This window comes from Propionimicrobium lymphophilum DSM 4903, from assembly GCF_000423485.1.
GTDB lineage: Bacteria > Actinomycetota > Actinomycetes > Propionibacteriales > Propionibacteriaceae > Propionimicrobium > Propionimicrobium lymphophilum.
This window is the reverse complement of sequence record NZ_KE384026.1, coordinates 245,372-262,525: the sequence shown is the minus strand read 5'-3', so window position 1 is coordinate 262,525 and position 17,154 is coordinate 245,372. Positions and strand designations below refer to the sequence as shown.

Here is a 17,154-nt window from a genome sequence, read left to right as displayed (position 1 = left end):
CTAGCTATTTTCGGTGTGTTTCTTTATAGCTTCTATAATCGCCCAAGCCACTGACATTTTTTCGCCCTGACTTTCTGCGAGCACACCTTCAGAATTAATAATTATTACCTCGTTTGAGTCCTTGCCGAACACATTCCCATCAGAAACGTTGTTCAAGACCAAGAGATCAGCGCCTTTTCGCTGAAGTTTCACCTTACCCAGCTCTAGTAATTCATCATGATTAGAAGCTGTCTCAGCAGCAAAACCAACGACCAATTGCTCAGGTTCTTTAGCTTCCACCAATCCAGCAAGGATATCTTCGGTCTGCTGGAGGCTGAGGCTGATCCCCTGATCGCCATCTTTTTTAATCTTTTTTGAGCTGGCTTCGACCACAGAAAAATCTGCAGGGGCGGCCGCCATGATCGCAATATCATTCGAAGGCATAAGCGACTGCATTTTTGCGTTCATATCGCCGGTGGTGACTACATTCTCCACAGTAGTTGCGGCCGGATCAGGCAAACTCGTATTTGCCGAAACCAGAGTTGTTTCTGCGCCCCGAAGCCTAGCTGCCTTCGCGATCGCGTAGCCCATTTTTCCGCTGCTTCGGTTTCCTATGTAGCGAACTGGATCAATCGGTTCTTGGGTTCCTCCAGCGCTGACCAAAATCCTCTTCCCCACGAGATCTTGTTCAGCAGCACTTCGAGCTGCGTCCGGATGCTCAAGAAAAAAAGCGGCCGCCTCGACGATCTCATTAGGATCTGGGAAACGCCCAGCGCCTGAGTCCCTACCGGTCAAACGACCACTGGCTGGTTCCTTAACCACTACTCCCCTAGAACGCAGAGTTTTTACGTTCTCTACTGTTGCCGGGTGCTCCCACATTTGAGTATGCATCGCTGGGCACAGCAAAACGGGTGCTTGAGTAGTGAGGAGAATCGAGGTCAACATGTCATCCGCCCTACCGCTTGCAGCCCTCGACAAGAAATCTGCTGTAGCAGGTGCAACGATGACTAGATCCGCACTAGTGCCGAGTCGGACATGAGCCACACCGGGTACGTCTTTAAAGACGCCGGAGTAGACGGCTTTTCCAGATAGAGCTTCCCAGGTAGTCTCGCCGACAAATTTTAGAGCCGCCTCTGTGGCGACAACCGTGACGTCAGCGCCCCTCTCACGGAGCCGTCTAACGATCTCGGTTGATTTGTAAGCAGCGATACATCCGGTGACGCCAAGCACCACACGCATTTTGGGTACCTCTAACGCTTAAGCGGGATCGATATCGCCGAAAGGATCCTCGAAATTGAATTCCGGATTTACAGAATCGTCCTGAGATGCTGCTGCGGCGAGAGGATCAATTTCTTTATAATCGAGCTGACCAGCTTGAATCTCGCGCAAACCGATCGACAGGGGTTTTTCCTGCGGATAAGTCTCGACAAGCGGGCCAACGTTTTCGAGAAGACCTTCGCCTAGCTGAGAGTAGTAAGCGTTGATCTGGCGAGCACGTTTAGCCGCAAAAAGAACCAGACGATACTTAGAGTCGACACGCTCAAGCAGATCGTCAACCGGCGGATTAGTGATGCCTTCAGGAATGTCAGTGCTCAACACAAGCCTCTTTTAGAAATCTAGGGTTTAGTAATCAGCTGCTGTAGGCAGCCCCATTAACTCTACCAGTTGATCAACTGTACGGTCGATTTCATCATTGACAACAACAGCGTCAAATTCATCTGCCGCGGCCAATTCGGTCTTCGCGCTCTGGAGTCGTCTCGCTTGTTCCTCTGCAGATTCAGTGCCCCTACCGGCTAGTCTGCTCACAAGTTCGTCCCAGCTAGGCGGAGCCAAAAAAATTTGGAACGCGTCAGGCATTGTCTTACGAACTTGGCGAGCACCCTGCAGATCAATCTCTAACAGGGCGATGTTTCCGTCAGCCACCGCTTTTTCGATAGGTCCACGTGGAGTTCCATAACGATACTTCTTATGGACGAGAGCCCACTCAAGTAGCCCATCGTTATTTACTAGCTCATCGAATTTTTTATCATCCACGAAGTGGTAATGAATCCCGTTGGTCTCCCCGGTACGAGGAGGCCGTGTAGTCATTGAAATTGATAAAAAGAGATCGGGATACCTAGCCATTAAATTTGATACAACGGTTCCTTTACCGACACCAGCAGGACCGCAAATAACAAAAACTTTAGACATGTTTATAAATACGCCACGTCAAAATAATTAAACACGAACTGACTAGGCACTTTATCCGAATTCTTTTGACAAATTCGCAATCTGGTTAGGGCCTAAACCTCTGACCCTTCGATTTTCCGCAATTGCATGTCGATCCATTGCTTTAGCGGCAGTAACTGGGCCAACGCGCGGTAAAGATTTAAGCAAATCGATTACTCTAATGTGCGCTAGGCTGTCATCATTTTTGCATACTCCGAGAGCCTCGCTCAGGTTAATTTCACCATCGCGGAGCTTCCTCTTGAGCTCCGCTCTAGCCCTACGCGCTCTCGTCGCAGCAGCGCGTGCAGCTTGCAACTGCTCATCAGTTAAGTTCGGAACGGCCACTTTATCCTCTCCATTGAACAAGATTAAAGCCAAACCTCTTGGACAATTGACGAGATTATCAACTATCCCCTAGGCACTAACTGTAATCTCAATTCGGTCGGAACTCCTATTTTTTGAGTATCGAAGCAATTGATTTTGAAACATAGTCGATATTCGATGTGTTTAGGCTCGCAACACAAATTCTGCTTGTATCTGTGCCGTAAATACCGAATTTCTTTCTTAGCAATTGCATCTGTTCCCTAGTCAGACCTAGGAAGCTAAACATACCGGCCTGTCTTACTATGTGGTCCATGTTTTGTTCCACACCTGCGTTTTCAAGTCCTCTAAGTAAGGCAGTCCTCATCTGTTTGATCCTGTCACGCATCTGACCTAGCTCAATCTGCCAGCTATCGTAAAGATCATGATCGCCCAGTACTCTGCTGACCATCATGGCGCCGTGCGTCGGAGGATTTGAAAAGTTCGTCCTGATCACGATCTTTACCTGAGATTCAACCTTCTTGGCCTGCTCAGAGTCGTCGCAGATTATCGACAAGGCGCCAACTCGTTCTCCGTATAGAGAAAAGGACTTGCTGAACGAGTTAGCGATGAAGACATTGGGCAGCTTGGCTGCGAATGTGCGAGGCACATAAGCATCCTCTTCCGTGCCATCGGCGAATCCCTGGTATGCCATATCTACGAATGGGACTAAATGACGTTCTGAGATAATCGAAGCAATCTTGTCCCACTGAGCGTGCGTTAAATCGTATCCAGTCGGATTGTGGCAGCACGCGTGCAAGACAACGATGGTTCCGCTTGCTGCGGCCTTCAGATCGGCGCACATGCCCGCGAAATCAACCTGCCGGTTAATTTCGTCGTAGTACCTATAGGTTTCGACCTGGAAGCCGGCACGCGAGAATATTCCCCTGTGGTTCGGCCAAGTCGGCGAAGAGATAAGAACCTTTACCCTTGGGGTAAGACGGTGCAAAAAATCTGCTCCGATCTTGATGGCTCCAGTTCCGCCAAGCCCCTGTACGGTAACAACACGACCGTCGCTGATCAGGGACGAGTCCTCACCGAACACTAAACGCTTAACGCTTTCGTTGTATTCGGGGATACCGGTGATCGGCAGATAGTTTCGCGGGTTAGCCTCCTTAACCATCTGTCGTTCGACTTGGCGTACGCAATCTAAGAGCGGAAGTCGTCCTTCTTCGTCGTGGTACACGCCCACACCAAGGTTAACCTTGTTCGGATTGTCGTCATTCCTGAATGCTTCGTTTAAGCCCAGAATGGCGTCTACCGGTGCTTGTTCCACGCTAGTGAACATTGACATGTTTGAAATCTTCCTGGTTTATTAATTGTTGTTTCAGGCTTCTAATACTGCAGCTCGGAGCTTGTCCGCATCGGGGCCGGCGGAGAGAATCCCGCGCGAAGAACTAGGCAAAACCTTATTTACTGCTTTCCCAAACAGCCGGTCTAGTTCAGAGATCTTTCCACCCTGTGCTCCGATGCCCGGGGCAAGAATGGAGCCAGCGAAATCGCCCAGAGAAACGTTGCTATCCTTCGTTGCCCCAATTACTAGGCCGACGTAGTTAGTGCCCGCTGCAATGTTTTCAGCGTGAGCTGCGGCAGCGATATCGTCAGAAACGGTAGCTCCTGCCTCCACCTGCGCGCGCTGCAATCTCTCGCCCTCGGGGTTAGAAGTGCGACATAGAACGTAGACTCCGCGATCATTTTCTTTTGCTAAGTCCAGAGCCGGACGTAGTGCCTCGAAGCCACAGTATGGGCTAAGAGTAATCGCGTCTGCGGCAAGCGGAGCATCTGCTGAAAGATAGGCGTTTGCATAGGCAGCCATGGTTGACCCGATGTCTCCTCGTTTCACATCGAGAATGCTCAACGCACCAGCTTGCCTAATGTCCTCTAGCACCCGTTTGAGTGCCATAGTCCCCTCAGGGCCAAAGCATTCGAAAAACGCTGACTGCGGCTTGAAAACACCGACAGTCTCGGAAAGAGCAGCTACGGTGTCGCGGGCCATCTTTTCGGCACCCTTAACGTCGTAATCAAGGCCCCACTTTTCAACGAGATTTTTATGCGGGTCGAGTCCGACGCAAAGATGTGCACGCTCTCGACAAATTTTCTCTAGTCGGTCGATATAAGGTGCCAAGATAACTCCTACGGCTGGGTTAGCGTATTAATTCCGGATACTAGGGCAGGCCCGTTGAAAATGAAGCCTGTGTAGATCTGAACAAGTTGAGCGCCCACGTTAAACATTGATTGCGCATCTTTCGGAGTCATGATGCCGCCAACACCCATGACAGGAAGCTCGGTTCTGCTAGTGATCTTTTCGACCATTTGCAACGAAATCTTAGTCAGCGGAGCTCCAGAAAGACCCCCGGCTTGGTTGGCTAAATGGACATCGTGCTGGTTCAGATCACCGCGAGTAATCGTCGTATTGGTGGCGATGATTCCTGAGGCTCCGGCCTCTTCACAAATGCTGATTATCGAAGCCAGTTGATTATCGCTCAGATCAGGAGCCAACTTCACGAAGATCGGAAGCGGGTCGTCTTGATTTAGACTCTCGGCCTGTTCAACCAGGGCGGAAATCAGCTTGCCAAGAGATTTGTCGTCTTGAAGATTTCGCAGTCCAGGAGTGTTCGGGCTGGATACGTTAATAGCTACGTAGTCGGCGTAATCTGCAAGAATGGACAGAGCGGTTAGGTAGTCGTCGGTAGCTTCTTCTAGCGGAGTTACCTTGTTTTTTCCGATAGAGATGCCTAGAGGCAGACCGACTTTTTGGTTACCTCGTCTGATTCCCGCAGCAGAAAGCCTACGTGCCATTGCCTCGGCGCCTCGGTTATTGAAACCCATCCGATTGATAATTCCCTCGGATGGAATCAACCGGAACAACCTTGGTTTATTATTTCCAGGCTGCGGGCGAGGCGTTACCGTTCCCAACTCGGCGAAACCGAAACCTAGTTTCGCCCAAGCACTAACCGCGCGAGCATCCTTGTCCAAGCCAGCAGCAACGCCTACCCTGCCTGGAAACTCAACGCCCGCTACTATGACGGGATTACGCCTAGGCCCGATGACCTGCGCGCAAAGATCTAAAACCCCTTCTGGCAGATCGCCAAGGGCCCTAATCATCTGCTCGTGGATTACCTCTGGGTTTCCTTTGTAGGAGTTGAAGAGAATTCCGCGCAAAACGTGCTTGTATCCGTTCAGCAGGAACCTGGCACGTAGCTCATCAAACATTGAAACTCCTAGCTATTGATCTTCCAGGCCGAGCCGGATTTCTTAGCCCAATCTTGCAAAGAGCAGACTGAGATGTTGCCCGCCTTTTCGGCGACAATTCCTTGAACTGCTGCTTCCAATCCCTGGACAGTGGTGATAATCGGAACCTGAGCCAAGATTGCGGCAGTACGAATCAAATAACCATCAGCTCGTGGAGAGCCGCCGCTAGTTTCGCCGGTTGGCGTATTGAAGATGAGAGCGATTTCGCCGTCTTTGATGAGATCGGTGATGGTTGGTTCGCCGTTAGGTCCGATGCCCTGAGAGTGTTTGCGCACCTGAGTGACAGATATTCCGTGCAAGTCGAGCATCGATGCGGTGCCTTCTGTTGCCAGCACCTCGAAGCCCATGTCAGCGAGTATTTTGACCGGGAAAATGATGTTCCTCTTATCTCGGTTAGCTACCGAGACGAAGACCTTACCGCTTGTTGGCATGGAGCCGTAAATGGCCGACTGTGATTTGGCGTAGGCGACTCCATAGGAGGTATCGAGGCCCATGACCTCGCCGGTGGAACGCATCTCAGGGCCGAGGATACTATCTACAGTTCTCCCCTCAGGCGTCTGGAAACGGCTAAAGGGCAGAACTGCTTCTTTAACCGAAATCGGCATTCCACGCCAGGTAAACGCGCCGTCGTGTTCTGGCCTCAGCCAGCCTTCCTTGCGAAGATCGGCGATGGACTTACCGAGCATAATCAACGTTGCGGCTTTAGCCAGCTGAGTATTAGTCGCCTTAGAAACAAATGGGACAGTACGTGAGGCACGAGGGTTAGCTTCAATCACATAAAGCATGTCGGATACCAAGGCGTACTGAATGTTGACCAGTCCCCTAACGCCTACGCCCTTGGCGATCTCTTCAGTAGCGTGACGAATCTCTTCGATCACCGAACGCCCAAGCGTAGCGGCGGGCAAAGTACAAGAGGAATCGCCGGAGTGGACACCTGCCTCCTCGATGTGTTCCATCACGCCACCGAGATAAAGTTCTTTGCCGTCATAAAGTGCGTCGACATCGATTTCGATCGCGTCATCCAGGAACCTGTCCACTAGAACTGGCAGGTCGGGGCTGATCTGAGCAGAATTTTCGATGTAGTACTTCAGCGCTTCATCGTTGTAGACGATCTCCATGCCGCGCCCGCCCAATACATAGCTAGGACGAACAAGAACCGGATAGCCAATCTCGTTTGCGATCTCCTTGGCGTCCTCGAAGCTGTGAGCCATGCCATGCTTAGGGCTGTGCAAACCCGCGTTCGCGAGGACTTCACCGAAAGCTCCGCGCTCTTCTGCAAGATCGATAGCCTCAGGGCTGGTACCGATGATCGGCAAGCCTGCTTCGGCAAGATCCTTAGCCAGCTTGAGTGGTGTCTGTCCACCGAGCTGGACGATGACGCCGGCAATCGGTCCTGCCTGCTGCTCGGCATAGTAGATCTCCAGGACGTCTTCAAGCGTCAGAGGCTCGAAGTAGAGACGATCGGAGGTGTCGTAGTCGGTGGATACGGTCTCGGGGTTGCAGTTGACCATGATCGATTCATAGCCAGCGGCAGAGATCGCCATAGCTGCGTGCACACATGAGTAATCGAACTCGATGCCCTGCCCAATTCGGTTAGGCCCAGAGCCGAGGATGATGACTGCAGGACGGTCTCGCTTCTGAACCTCGCTGACCTCGTCGAATGTTGAGTAATGGTACGGGGTTCGCGCGGAGAATTCTGCGGCGCATGTATCGACAGTCTTGTAGACCGGATGGATGCCAAGTCCCCATCGAATCTGCTGAACAGCTTGTTCGGAGATGTTTCTTAGTTCTGCTATTTGCACGTCAGATAGCCCGTGACGCTTAGCCTCACGAAGCAGTTCGGGGGTGAGTTCCTTTGCCTGCCTGACCTGGCCTGCGACCTCAACGATAAGAAGGAGCTGATCCAAGAACCAGGAATCGATCTTGGTTGCTTCGTGTAGTTCTTCGACGCTGGCTCCTGCTCGGAGCGCCCGCACTAGGTCGGCGCACCTGCCATCGTAAGGACGAGATACCTTCTTAAGCAGTTCGGACTTATTTCCGGGATCCGCGCTGAAGTCGAAGGGTGCGTCGCTATCCTCTAGCGACCTCAATGCCTTACCCAATGCCTCCGTGAAGTTTCGGCCAATAGCCATGGCCTCACCGACCGACTTCATATGTGTCGTCAAGGTATCGTCTGCGCTCGGGAATTTCTCGAAGGCGAAACGAGGAACCTTTACAACCACATAGTCGAGAGTCGGCTCGAAGCTTGCTGGGGTTTGCTGGGTTATATCGTTAGTGATCTCGTTCAGCGTATAGCCAACCGCAACCTTCGCCGCGATCTTAGCGATCGGGAACCCGGTCGCCTTAGATGCCAAAGCCGATGACCTGGACACTCGAGGGTTCATCTCGATGACGATCATTCGACCGGTCTTGGGGTCAATCGCGAACTGGATGTTGCAGCCACCGGTGTCTACACCGACCGCGCGAATGATCGCGATGCCCGCGTCGCGCATCAACTGGTACTCGCGATCCGTCAAGGTCATAGCGGGTGCAACAGTGATCGAGTCGCCAGTGTGCACGCCCATTGGATCAAAATTCTCAATCGAGCAGATAATAACCACGTTATCGGCGCTATCGCGCATCAATTCAAGCTCGAATTCTTTCCAACCCTGAATCGATTCCTCAACCAACACCTCAGTGACGGGGCTCGCATCGAGACCGATCTTCGCCATCTGTTCTAGCTCTTCAGCATTGTGCGCGAAACCTGAACCTACGCCACCCATGGTGTAAGAAGGCCTCAGAACGACGGGGAAACCTAGCTGCTCTGCCGCGTCGCGGATTTCATCCATTGTGTGGCAGACAACACTTCGAGCCGATTCAGCTTTACCGAACTCGAACTCGGGTAGGTTCTCCACAACCTCCCTGAATGCTTCACGGTTCTCGCCCCGAGTGATTGCCTCAACGTTTGCGCCGATTAGCTCTACATCGTATTCAGCCAAGACACCGCGTTTATCTAGCTCGACTGCCGTGTTAAGCGCTGTCTGGCCCCCAAGCGTAGCCAACAGCGCATCGGGACGTTCCTTCTCGATTACTTTGGTAACCGCTTCCGGTGTGATCGGCTCGACATAAGTCGCGTCCGCTAGCTCCGGGTCGGTCATAATCGTTGCAGGGTTGGAGTTAACGAGGATTACCCGGTATCCCTCTTCCCTGAGCACGCGGCAGGCTTGAGTGCCTGAGTAATCGAATTCAGCTGCCTGTCCGATCACGATCGGGCCCGAACCGATAACAAGAATTGATTTAATGTCTGTGCGTTTAGGCATTCTGCATTAACCTCACAAATCGATCGAACAGGTGCTCTGCGTCGTGCGGACCAGCCGCTGCTTCTGGATGATATTGAACGGAGAAAGCTCGAAGCTTTCCATCCTTGTGTAGCTCCAATCCCTCGACCACGTCATCGTTCAAGCAGATGTGGCTGACTTTGACCTCGCCAAACTCTGTCTTGGTTGTTTTATCGAGAGGGACATCCAACGCGAAGCCATGGTTGTGTGCGGTGATATCAATTCGACCGGTCTCACGCTCGAGAACCGGCTGGTTGATTCCGCGGTGTCCATATTTAAGTTTGTAGGTATCGAATCCAAGCGCTCGGCCAAGAATCTGGTTTCCGAAGCAAATGCCGAATAGCGGCAAGCCCTCTTCTAGTACCCTCTTGGTGAGCTCTACTTCTTGGTCGGCCGTAGCAGGATCCCCTGGCCCATTCGAGATAAAGAACCCATCCGGGTTAACTTTGAAGATCTCTTCCCACTCCGTTCCAGCAGGGAAAATATGCGTTTCGATCCCCCTCTTGGCCATCTCGCGCGGAGTGTTTGCCTTAATTCCTAGGTCTAAAGCAGCGACAACAAACTTCTTTTCACCCATCGCCGGAACTACGTATGGCAGGCTTGCTGTTACTTCCTGAACCAGGTTGGCCCCAGCCATTCGTGGCTGGTGTCGGACTTTTTCAAGTAGCTTTTTCTCGTCGGTGTCCTCCGAGCTAATAGCCATTCTCATTGCTCCAGATTCACGCAGGTGGATCGTGAGTGCGCGAGTGTCCAGATCGCAGATGCCGACAATTCCCTGGTTAATGAGCTCATCTTCCAGGCTTCTATTGGCACGCCAGTTGCTAACCACTCGAGCTGGGTCCCTGACCACATAACCGGCAACCCAGATACGGTTGGATTCGTCATCCTGATCATTCCATCCGGTATTACCAATGTGCGGCGCGGTAGCCACGACAATTTGACGGAAATAGCTCGGGTCGGTCAGTGTCTCTTGGTAGCCAGACATCCCAGTCGAAAAAACTCCCTCGCCGTAGGTTTCGCCTGTCGCACCAAAACGTCGGCCGTGAAAGACCCGCCCGTCTTCTAAAACCAAAATTGCTGGTTGACGATTAAAATTCATCGCTGGGTCCTTTCCCTCAAGCCTTAACGCTTGGTTCTAACGGCCTTCGCCAATAGTCCGTTTAGGAATTTGACTGAATTATCTGTGGAAAATTCATCGGCGAGCTCTACGGCTTCGCTGATAACTATCTTGTCGGGCGTCTCTGTGTGGTCTATTTCCCAAATGGCGATTCTCGCTAGGCAACGATCGATAGCCGGCATCCGTTCCAGCGTCCAATCGCCAGAAACGCATTCGTCGATTCGATCGTGAATAGCATCGAGATTATCCATGACGCCGTGCACGATCTCTTTCGTGAACGGTCTCATGCGCTCAGGCACGCGGCATGACTCGTCGACTAGCACCTCTAGAGGATCAGTCTGGCGAAGCTCAGACTGATAAAAAATGTCTAACGCGGCTTTACGAGCCTTGGTGCGGGCACTGTGATGGCGCTCAGCCATGTCCTCCGAAGAGATTTTGACCGCACCAGGCACGGGCGGGATTTCAGACATTAGTTAACGCGGCCCTGGTACTCGCCGGTGGAGGTGTTCACCTTGATGCGCTCACCAGTTGTGATGAACAGCGGAACCTGAATTTCACGGCCGGTCTGCAAAGTAGCAGGCTTAGTGCCACCGGTAGAACGATCACCCTGCAGGCCAGGCTCAGTGTAGGTAACTTCCATTTCGACGTTGGCGGGAAGTTCAATGTACAGTGGGTTGCCCTCGTTGGTAGCGACGTTGACCATCATTCCGTCAAGCAAAAAGTCCTTGGCGTCTCCGACCAGGGCCTCGGGAACGATCAACTGTTCGTAAGTATCGGTATCCATAAACACGAATCCGGTGGCATCCTCGTACAGGTACTGCATGTCCTGACGGTCCACGTAAGCCATATCAATCTTGGTATCTGCGGGGAAGGTTCGATCTACCACCTTGCCATTAACAACGTTACGGATCTTGGTACGTACAACCGTGTTACCCTTGCCGGGCTTGTGGTGCTGGAACCAAAGCACCTGCCAAAGCTCGCCATCGAGGTCGAGGATAGTGCCGTTTTTGATGTCATTAGTCGTGGCCACTTGGATGCCTTTCAGATCAATTATTTATTTACCCGGGCGCTTGAACCCAACCCTGTATTCTAGCGATTGGCGTTAGCTACAACCAATCGCTTGATTTTAAGCGTTATATACAGCTGCTGAGAATTCTAGTTGACTAGCTCCTTTAATTTACCAATCTAGGTAGCCAACCGCGCTTTGCTCGTCAGATGAACGCAGGTATCGCACTCAGCGTTTATCCTTCGCGTCCAAAACGGCCTGCTCTCTTGCCTTTGCGTGTGGCAAGCTGACCTCTCGTAAATATCTCTGGGTTTCTTCACCGTGCCCGGCTTGGGCAATAGCGTCGGCAAGGTTCAAGATGTCGGAGGCAGATCTGTTTTGGCTCATCTTGGCTTTTCCAATTACCTCTGAAACGCGTATTTCAACACCAACTAGCGCTCGAGTCATTTTGGCCAGTTTATGCGAGCTAATGGATGAGAAATCCCATGAAGGGTCATGCTGTTGGGAGAGCTCGAAAAGCGACTGTTTGATCCATTCTGGGTCTTCGTGCGCAAGCAGTTCCCCACGCATATGAACGGTGATGTAATTCCAGGTCGGCACTACCTGCGGTCGTCGGAGAAGATCCTGCTCAGAGCCAGATTGAGGAGTCCACCTGGGCGGTATGTATAGATCAGGACCGTTGAAAATAACCAGCGCCTGCCCTTCATGGCTCCACTGCTTGTTCACCTTAGATAAATGGGCTTTGAGCGTGCATGACTCTTCGTGCCACGTAACGCTGAAGGGTAAAAAGGTTGCTTCGAGACCGTCTGGGCCAGCCGTCACGAGGTCTCCGGCTAATCGGGAGTTGACGAACTCACGAGCCTTGTCGGCTGACATCTTAAAATGAGCTGGGACGTACATTTTAGCCTCGCAAAGACTCGTAGCATTGCCTGAGGATTTCCTCATCAGGATTTTCTATCAGAGTCGGAGTTCCTAGCGACTCCAAACCAATGAAGCGCAAGGTCTTACCCCTAGACTTCTTGTCCAGACTCATCAGCAGCCTTAATTCGTCGTAAGGCGCAGCCGAATACGCAGTCTTTAGCCCCAATGCACCAATCAACTCTCGGTGAATTTTCAGGTCTTCAGCTGACAATCCGGCAATTCTATGAGAAAGTTCAGCTGCGAACACCATGCCGAGTGCCACTGCTTCGCCGTGGCGCATCTTGAAATTCTCGAAACGCTCAATCGCATGGCCCATCGTGTGACCATAGTTGAGCAGTTCTCTGCCAATATTGCCCTTCGACGAGGTTCTCTCGCGCAAATCAGCGCTCACCACCTCTGCTTTGAAGGAGATTCCTCGTGTGATTAGTTCTTTCAGTCGATCAGACCCGACTTTTTTGGCGTCCTGCGGATCTTCTTCGATCAGATCGAGTATTTTCGAATCCCTCACGAACCCGGCTTTAACCACTTCGGCGAGCCCCGAAGTTACCTCTCGGCCAGGAAGAGAAGCGAGGAAATCTAAATCGGCAACGACCGTCCTCGGCTCATAGAAAGCACCTACGAGGTTCTTCCCCTGAGGTAAATCAATGCCAGTTTTTCCTCCAATTGCGGCGTCAACCATACTAAGTACTGTGGTTGGGACGCTGATGTAACCGACTCCCCTGAGATACGTTGCGGCCACGAACCCTGCCAGGTCGGTAAGGGCTCCACCTCCGACGCCGATGACGACATCGTTCCTGGTGAGCCCATGCGAAGCCAGCGTTTGCCAACATTGATCCAGAGTCTTCACATTCTTGGCATGTTCGCCGTCATTGACTTCGATCGAGTAGGTATCGACGTCTAGGCTCTTGGCGACCTCCAGGGCATAATTCTCTACAGAAGCAGTATGAAATATGGCAACACGATTCGCATCACCCAGGTAATTCGCTACTTGGCGGCGGGCACCATGACTGACATGCACTTGATACGGATTATCGGCAGCGACCTGGATCATTTCACGCTTCCTCGAAATTTCGAATGATTTCGTCTACGACTTCTTCGGCGGCCAAACCATCGGTAGAGACCTGCCACCTCGACACCTCTTCGTAAAAAGGGCGCCTTTCTGCATAAAGCTTTTCCAATTTAGCCAACGGATCTCCTGTAAGCAGGGGCCTTGAATCTGCAATACCGACACGGCCTGCCGCACAGGTTGAGGAGACTTTCAACCAAACAACCGGGTAGTTCTTAAATATTTTTCGAATAGCGGGATTGGTTACTGCTCCACCTCCAGGTGAAAGGACGGACTTGCTATTCAAAAGTGCACAGATCGTATCGACCTCCAGATCTCTGAAATGCTTCTCGCCGTTTTCAGCAAAAATCTTCGAGATCGTCTTGCCCGTGTCTTGCTCGATTTTCTCATCGATATCAAGAAAATCAACGTTCAACCGCTTCGCTAGCAGACGCCCTACCGTGGTCTTCCCAGCTCCAGGAAGACCAACGAGAATAATCGGGAACCTAGAACTCATGGATCGAAAGTTTACGATCTGCTATTTGGCGAAGGTAGGAGTGGAAATTGCGCTTGGTCTCCACGAGACTATCTCCACCGAACTTTTCTATCGCCAACTCAGCGATGACTAGGGCGACTGCGGCTTCAGAGACTACACCAGCTGCTGGAACTGCACAGACGTCCGAACGCTGGTGATGGGCCTTGGCCTCCTCACCCGTGGCGACATCGATCGTGGTTAATGCGCGCGGGACAGTGGCGATTGGCTTCATAGCTGCACGAACCCGCAGCACCTCACCGTTACTCATGCCACCTTCAGTTCCACCAGAATGCTGGGTGCGGCGAATTATTGCTCCGTTAGCATCTCGCAGGATCTCGTCATGCGCTTGGCTACCAGGCACCCGGGCCAGATCAAAACCGTCCCCGATCTCCACCGCCTTGATCGCTTGAATTCCCATTAGAGCGCCGGCGAGTTTAGCATCCAATTTTCTGTCTGCTTGCGAATAGCTGCCAAGACCCGGTGGAAGACCCCATGCCAGTACCTCTATCACCCCGCCTAAGGTGTCTCCCGCCTTATGGCACTCTTCGATTTTTTCCTGCATCTTCTTGCTGGCGTGCGGGTCGAAGGACCTTACCGGATCGGCATCGATTTGGGGCAGGTCAGCCATTCTCGGAAACCTGTCGTAGTTAGCTTCTACGCCGCCCAACCCTACGACGTGGCTGAGCACGGTGATGCCGAAAGCCTGAGCCAAAAAATTTTGCGCAACTCTTCCGATTGCTACCTTCGCCGCAGTTTCTCGTGCACTAGCACGTTCCAGTACTGGACGCGCCTCAGAAAAATCGTACTTTTGCATTCCGGCTAAATCGGCGTGGCCTGGACGAGGCTTAGTCAGCGGGGCGTTTCGAGCAAGTTTAGAAAGAGCCTCTTCGTCTACAGGATCCGGAGCCATAACCTGCTGCCATTTAGGCCATTCAGTGTTACTGATCATGATCGAGATCGGAGTACCGATGGTTTTTCCGTGACGCACACCGGCGAGAATCGTTACCTCGTCCGCCTCAAACTTCATGCGAGCTCCACGACCGGCGCCCAGACGTCGTCTGGCTAACGCGTCAGAGATGTCTTCCGAAGTAACTTTTACGTGGGCTGGGATCCCCTCTATCGTCGCGACAAGCGCTTTACCATGAGACTCACCAGCGGTTATGTAACGGAACATGGGTTCCATTATGGCCGAGAAAGCAAGCTTTTTATATTTGATCTCGCTGAGCAGCCTGCGCCAATGCTCTTCCGGATCGTCTTACCAGCTCTCGGAGCCGGTCGAAGTCATATTCTCTTTCGACCTGTCCGAAAGCGTTCTGAAGAAGCCCTAAAGTTAGAAACGACCAGCGCCGAGCATCCGCTTCGTCTTTTACAATCGCTTTCCAGCAACCGTCCAGTTCGCCCCACAGCACTCTGTGAGCGAAGCGAGCAACGTCCTTAGTCGCGTTGCTGTTCTTAGCCATGTGAGAAATATTCATCAACCAGTTATGCCCAGTTAGTTTCGCCTGGCAGAGGTTTGTGTCGAGCCAAACCACCAACCGATCAATAGGATCATCGATTTCTTTCAAAGCCTCGACAATAGCCTTCTCCCAAGCCGGAACGTATCTGGCCAGTACCAATCCGCGTAGGTCATCAACCGAATCAACGTACCTGTAGATGGAGTTCCTGGCGATACAAGCAGAAGAGCTAACCTCAGCTGCGGTCAGCTTCTGGCTGGACCTAAGGATATTGTCAGCTGCATCAATTAAAGTCTCGAGAACTTTTTCCCGGTGGCTAGGCTCAGCAGCCATCGTGCTCCCTGCAATACTGCTGGAACATCTTTACGTTTTCGCTGTGTTCTTCCTCGGTCGCAGCGAAGCGGGTCTCTCCCGTCTCGATGTTCACTGTGACGAAAAACATGTAATCCCCCTTACTAGGGTTTAACGCAGCAGCCAGGGCAGTTTTTCCTGGATTACAGATTGGCCCAGGCGGAAGACCTTCGTATTTATACGTGTTGTAGGGGGAATCAATTTGACGCTGCTCGTCAGTCGTCATGACAGTCTCGCCGCTGTCCCCAACGGCATAGTGAACCGTCGAGTCCATTCGTAGCTTCATGCCTGCCTTCAGGCGGTTGTAGATCACCTGAGCGACGTCCGGAGCCTGCTCGGGATGCCTGATTTCTTTTTCAATTATGCTGGCGATCGTCACGATCTCTTGAGGCGTGTAACCGAGCTTTTCAGCTTTGGGCACCAGCTCGAGTTCTCCCGCGACATTCTTAAAGTGAGTCGTCATTTGGGACAAAATCTGTTTCGCCGAAGGGCTCTGATCGAACTCGTAGGTTTCTGGGAATAGGTATCCTTCTGACCCCGATGCGTAGGACGGCAATCCGATCTCGCCACTTTCCATCGCCGAAGAAACTTCGTCAGTGGATATGCCCGTGCTCGCAGAAATCAGAGACGCTACTTGAGAATTACGTAGTCCCTCTCGGAAAGTGATGTTGTTACGAAGTCGATTATTCGGGTCAATCAGGATGGACAAAGCATCATCGGCTGTCATCTGCAACTTCATCTTGTAGCTTCCGACCTGAATGCTACTGGACAGCGGCTCGGCCTTTGCTGCCTTCACGAAAGCCTTTTGAGAAGCGACCACGTCTTTATCGGCTAGCTCAGCGCCTATGTCGGTTGCCGTCCATCCTTCCTCCACAGAAATGATGACCTCACCGCTGCCAGGACCCGGATAGTCGACAGCTGTGTTTGCACGCCAATAATTCATTACTTTTGCGTAAACGAAATATCCACCACCGAAGATGATCGCCAAAGACACAAACACAGCAATGATGCTTTTCAGCCTGCTTTTGCGCTTTCGGATTTCTCTTTTTTCTTTTGGCATTTCAGCAGTTTTTTCCAGCGCATGCTCGAAAAAACCAGGGCCTTCGCTGTAACCGCGCTTTGGTGCATGGTCTTTCAAAGCTAACTCCCGTCTGGGTCATCAATACGAAATAGTTTGCCAGCCGGAAGACCAGTTTGTCTTTCCTTCTCTAAGGCCTGCTCCAAAATCGACACAGCAGCAGCTTGGTCGATTACTGCTCTGCGTTTCTTAGTATTACGGCCAATTTCCTCAAACTGTTTCGCAACCGTGGCAGTAGACAACCGTTCGTCCACTACCCGAATTGGGATTGACAATCTCTGTGACAGCATAGCTGCAACTTTTGTCATGTGCTGAACTGCTAGACCGTTTTTGCCCCTGAGATCGATAGGCCAGCCAAGAATTAACTCAAATGGATCGTATTCGCTTACTAACTCATCGATTCTTCGCAGCGCAAGTTCAGGATCTTTCGCGCTATTCGGGACTGTCTCCACCGGATAGCAGAGAAGACAGTCCCGATCGCACGCGGCGACCCCGACTCGGGCTTTGCCCCAGTCGATTGCCAGTCGCACG

18 protein-coding genes are annotated in these 17,154 nt (G+C 51.9%); all 18 read right to left on the bottom strand.

Annotated features, from left to right (window positions below):
• Complete coding sequence (gene coaBC, locus G556_RS10780) at nucleotides 1–1,218, bottom strand: bifunctional phosphopantothenoylcysteine decarboxylase/phosphopantothenate--cysteine ligase CoaBC (protein WP_036916258.1); 1,218 nt, start codon at nucleotides 1,216–1,218, stop codon at nucleotides 1–3.
• Between the two features lie 18 nt (nucleotides 1,219–1,236).
• Nucleotides 1,237–1,575: a DNA-directed RNA polymerase subunit omega gene (rpoZ, locus tag G556_RS0108695; protein ID WP_028822493.1), complete on the bottom strand. Its 339-nt coding sequence runs from the start codon at nucleotides 1,573–1,575 to the stop codon at nucleotides 1,237–1,239.
• A 27-nt stretch (nucleotides 1,576–1,602) separates the two neighbouring features.
• Nucleotides 1,603–2,169 (bottom strand): guanylate kinase, encoded by a 567-nt coding sequence (gene gmk / locus G556_RS0108690; RefSeq protein ID WP_016455975.1) that lies wholly within the window; start codon nucleotides 2,167–2,169, stop codon nucleotides 1,603–1,605.
• Nucleotides 2,170–2,220: 51 nt separating this feature from the next.
• On the bottom strand, nucleotides 2,221–2,532 hold the full coding sequence (gene mihF, locus G556_RS11735) for an integration host factor, actinobacterial type (protein WP_028822492.1): 312 nt from the start codon (nucleotides 2,530–2,532) through the stop codon (nucleotides 2,221–2,223).
• 106 nt (nucleotides 2,533–2,638) lie between these two features.
• On the bottom strand, nucleotides 2,639–3,841 hold the full coding sequence (locus tag G556_RS0108680) for an amino acid aminotransferase (protein WP_024110860.1): 1,203 nt from the start codon (nucleotides 3,839–3,841) through the stop codon (nucleotides 2,639–2,641).
• Nucleotides 3,842–3,874: 33 nt separating this feature from the next.
• A complete protein-coding gene (pyrF, locus tag G556_RS0108675) occupies nucleotides 3,875–4,672 on the bottom strand; it encodes an orotidine-5'-phosphate decarboxylase (protein WP_016455972.1) in 798 nt (265 codons plus the stop codon).
• Between the two features lie 8 nt (nucleotides 4,673–4,680).
• Nucleotides 4,681–5,760, bottom strand: coding sequence for a quinone-dependent dihydroorotate dehydrogenase (locus tag G556_RS0108670; RefSeq protein ID WP_028822491.1), 1,080 nt, complete (start codon nucleotides 5,758–5,760; stop codon nucleotides 4,681–4,683).
• 8 nt (nucleotides 5,761–5,768) lie between these two features.
• Nucleotides 5,769–9,098: a carbamoyl-phosphate synthase large subunit gene (gene carB / locus G556_RS0108665; RefSeq protein ID WP_028822490.1), complete on the bottom strand. Its 3,330-nt coding sequence runs from the start codon at nucleotides 9,096–9,098 to the stop codon at nucleotides 5,769–5,771.
• Nucleotides 9,091–10,215 carry a glutamine-hydrolyzing carbamoyl-phosphate synthase small subunit gene (gene carA, locus G556_RS0108660; RefSeq protein WP_028822489.1) on the bottom strand — a complete coding sequence of 375 codons (1,125 nt, stop codon included), beginning with the start codon at nucleotides 10,213–10,215 and terminating at the stop codon, nucleotides 9,091–9,093. The genes carB and carA overlap by 8 nt, the downstream gene beginning before the upstream one ends.
• A 23-nt stretch (nucleotides 10,216–10,238) precedes the next feature.
• Nucleotides 10,239–10,703: a transcription antitermination factor NusB gene (nusB, locus tag G556_RS10775; protein WP_016455968.1), complete on the bottom strand. Its 465-nt coding sequence runs from the start codon at nucleotides 10,701–10,703 to the stop codon at nucleotides 10,239–10,241.
• Complete coding sequence (gene efp, locus G556_RS0108650) at nucleotides 10,703–11,263, bottom strand: elongation factor P (protein WP_016455967.1); 561 nt, start codon at nucleotides 11,261–11,263, stop codon at nucleotides 10,703–10,705. Before efp ends, nusB begins: the two co-directional genes overlap by 1 nt.
• Nucleotides 11,264–11,467: 204 nt before the next feature.
• Complete coding sequence (locus G556_RS10770) at nucleotides 11,468–12,139, bottom strand: FMN-binding negative transcriptional regulator (RefSeq protein WP_051176814.1); 672 nt, start codon at nucleotides 12,137–12,139, stop codon at nucleotides 11,468–11,470.
• A gap of 1 nt (nucleotide 12,140) precedes the next feature.
• Nucleotides 12,141–13,211 carry a 3-dehydroquinate synthase gene (aroB, locus tag G556_RS0108640; RefSeq protein WP_028822488.1) on the bottom strand — a complete coding sequence of 357 codons (1,071 nt, stop codon included), beginning with the start codon at nucleotides 13,209–13,211 and terminating at the stop codon, nucleotides 12,141–12,143.
• A gap of 1 nt (nucleotide 13,212) precedes the next feature.
• Nucleotides 13,213–13,722 (bottom strand): shikimate kinase, encoded by a 510-nt coding sequence (locus G556_RS0108635; RefSeq protein ID WP_016455964.1) that lies wholly within the window; start codon nucleotides 13,720–13,722, stop codon nucleotides 13,213–13,215.
• Entirely contained in the window at nucleotides 13,712–14,914 is a 1,203-nt protein-coding gene (gene aroC / locus G556_RS0108630; protein WP_028822487.1) for a chorismate synthase, read from the bottom strand. Before aroC ends, G556_RS0108635 begins: the two co-directional genes overlap by 11 nt.
• A 31-nt stretch (nucleotides 14,915–14,945) precedes the next feature.
• Entirely contained in the window at nucleotides 14,946–15,527 is a 582-nt protein-coding gene (locus tag G556_RS0108625; protein WP_016455962.1) for a TetR/AcrR family transcriptional regulator, read from the bottom strand.
• Entirely contained in the window at nucleotides 15,517–16,545 is a 1,029-nt protein-coding gene (gene mltG, locus G556_RS10765; RefSeq protein WP_162139776.1) for an endolytic transglycosylase MltG, read from the bottom strand. The genes G556_RS0108625 and mltG overlap by 11 nt, the downstream gene beginning before the upstream one ends.
• Nucleotides 16,546–16,685: 140 nt before the next feature.
• Nucleotides 16,686–17,153 (bottom strand): Holliday junction resolvase RuvX, encoded by a 468-nt coding sequence (gene ruvX, locus G556_RS0108615; RefSeq protein WP_211219461.1) that lies wholly within the window; start codon nucleotides 17,151–17,153, stop codon nucleotides 16,686–16,688.
• Nucleotide 17,154 lies beyond the last annotated feature (1 nt).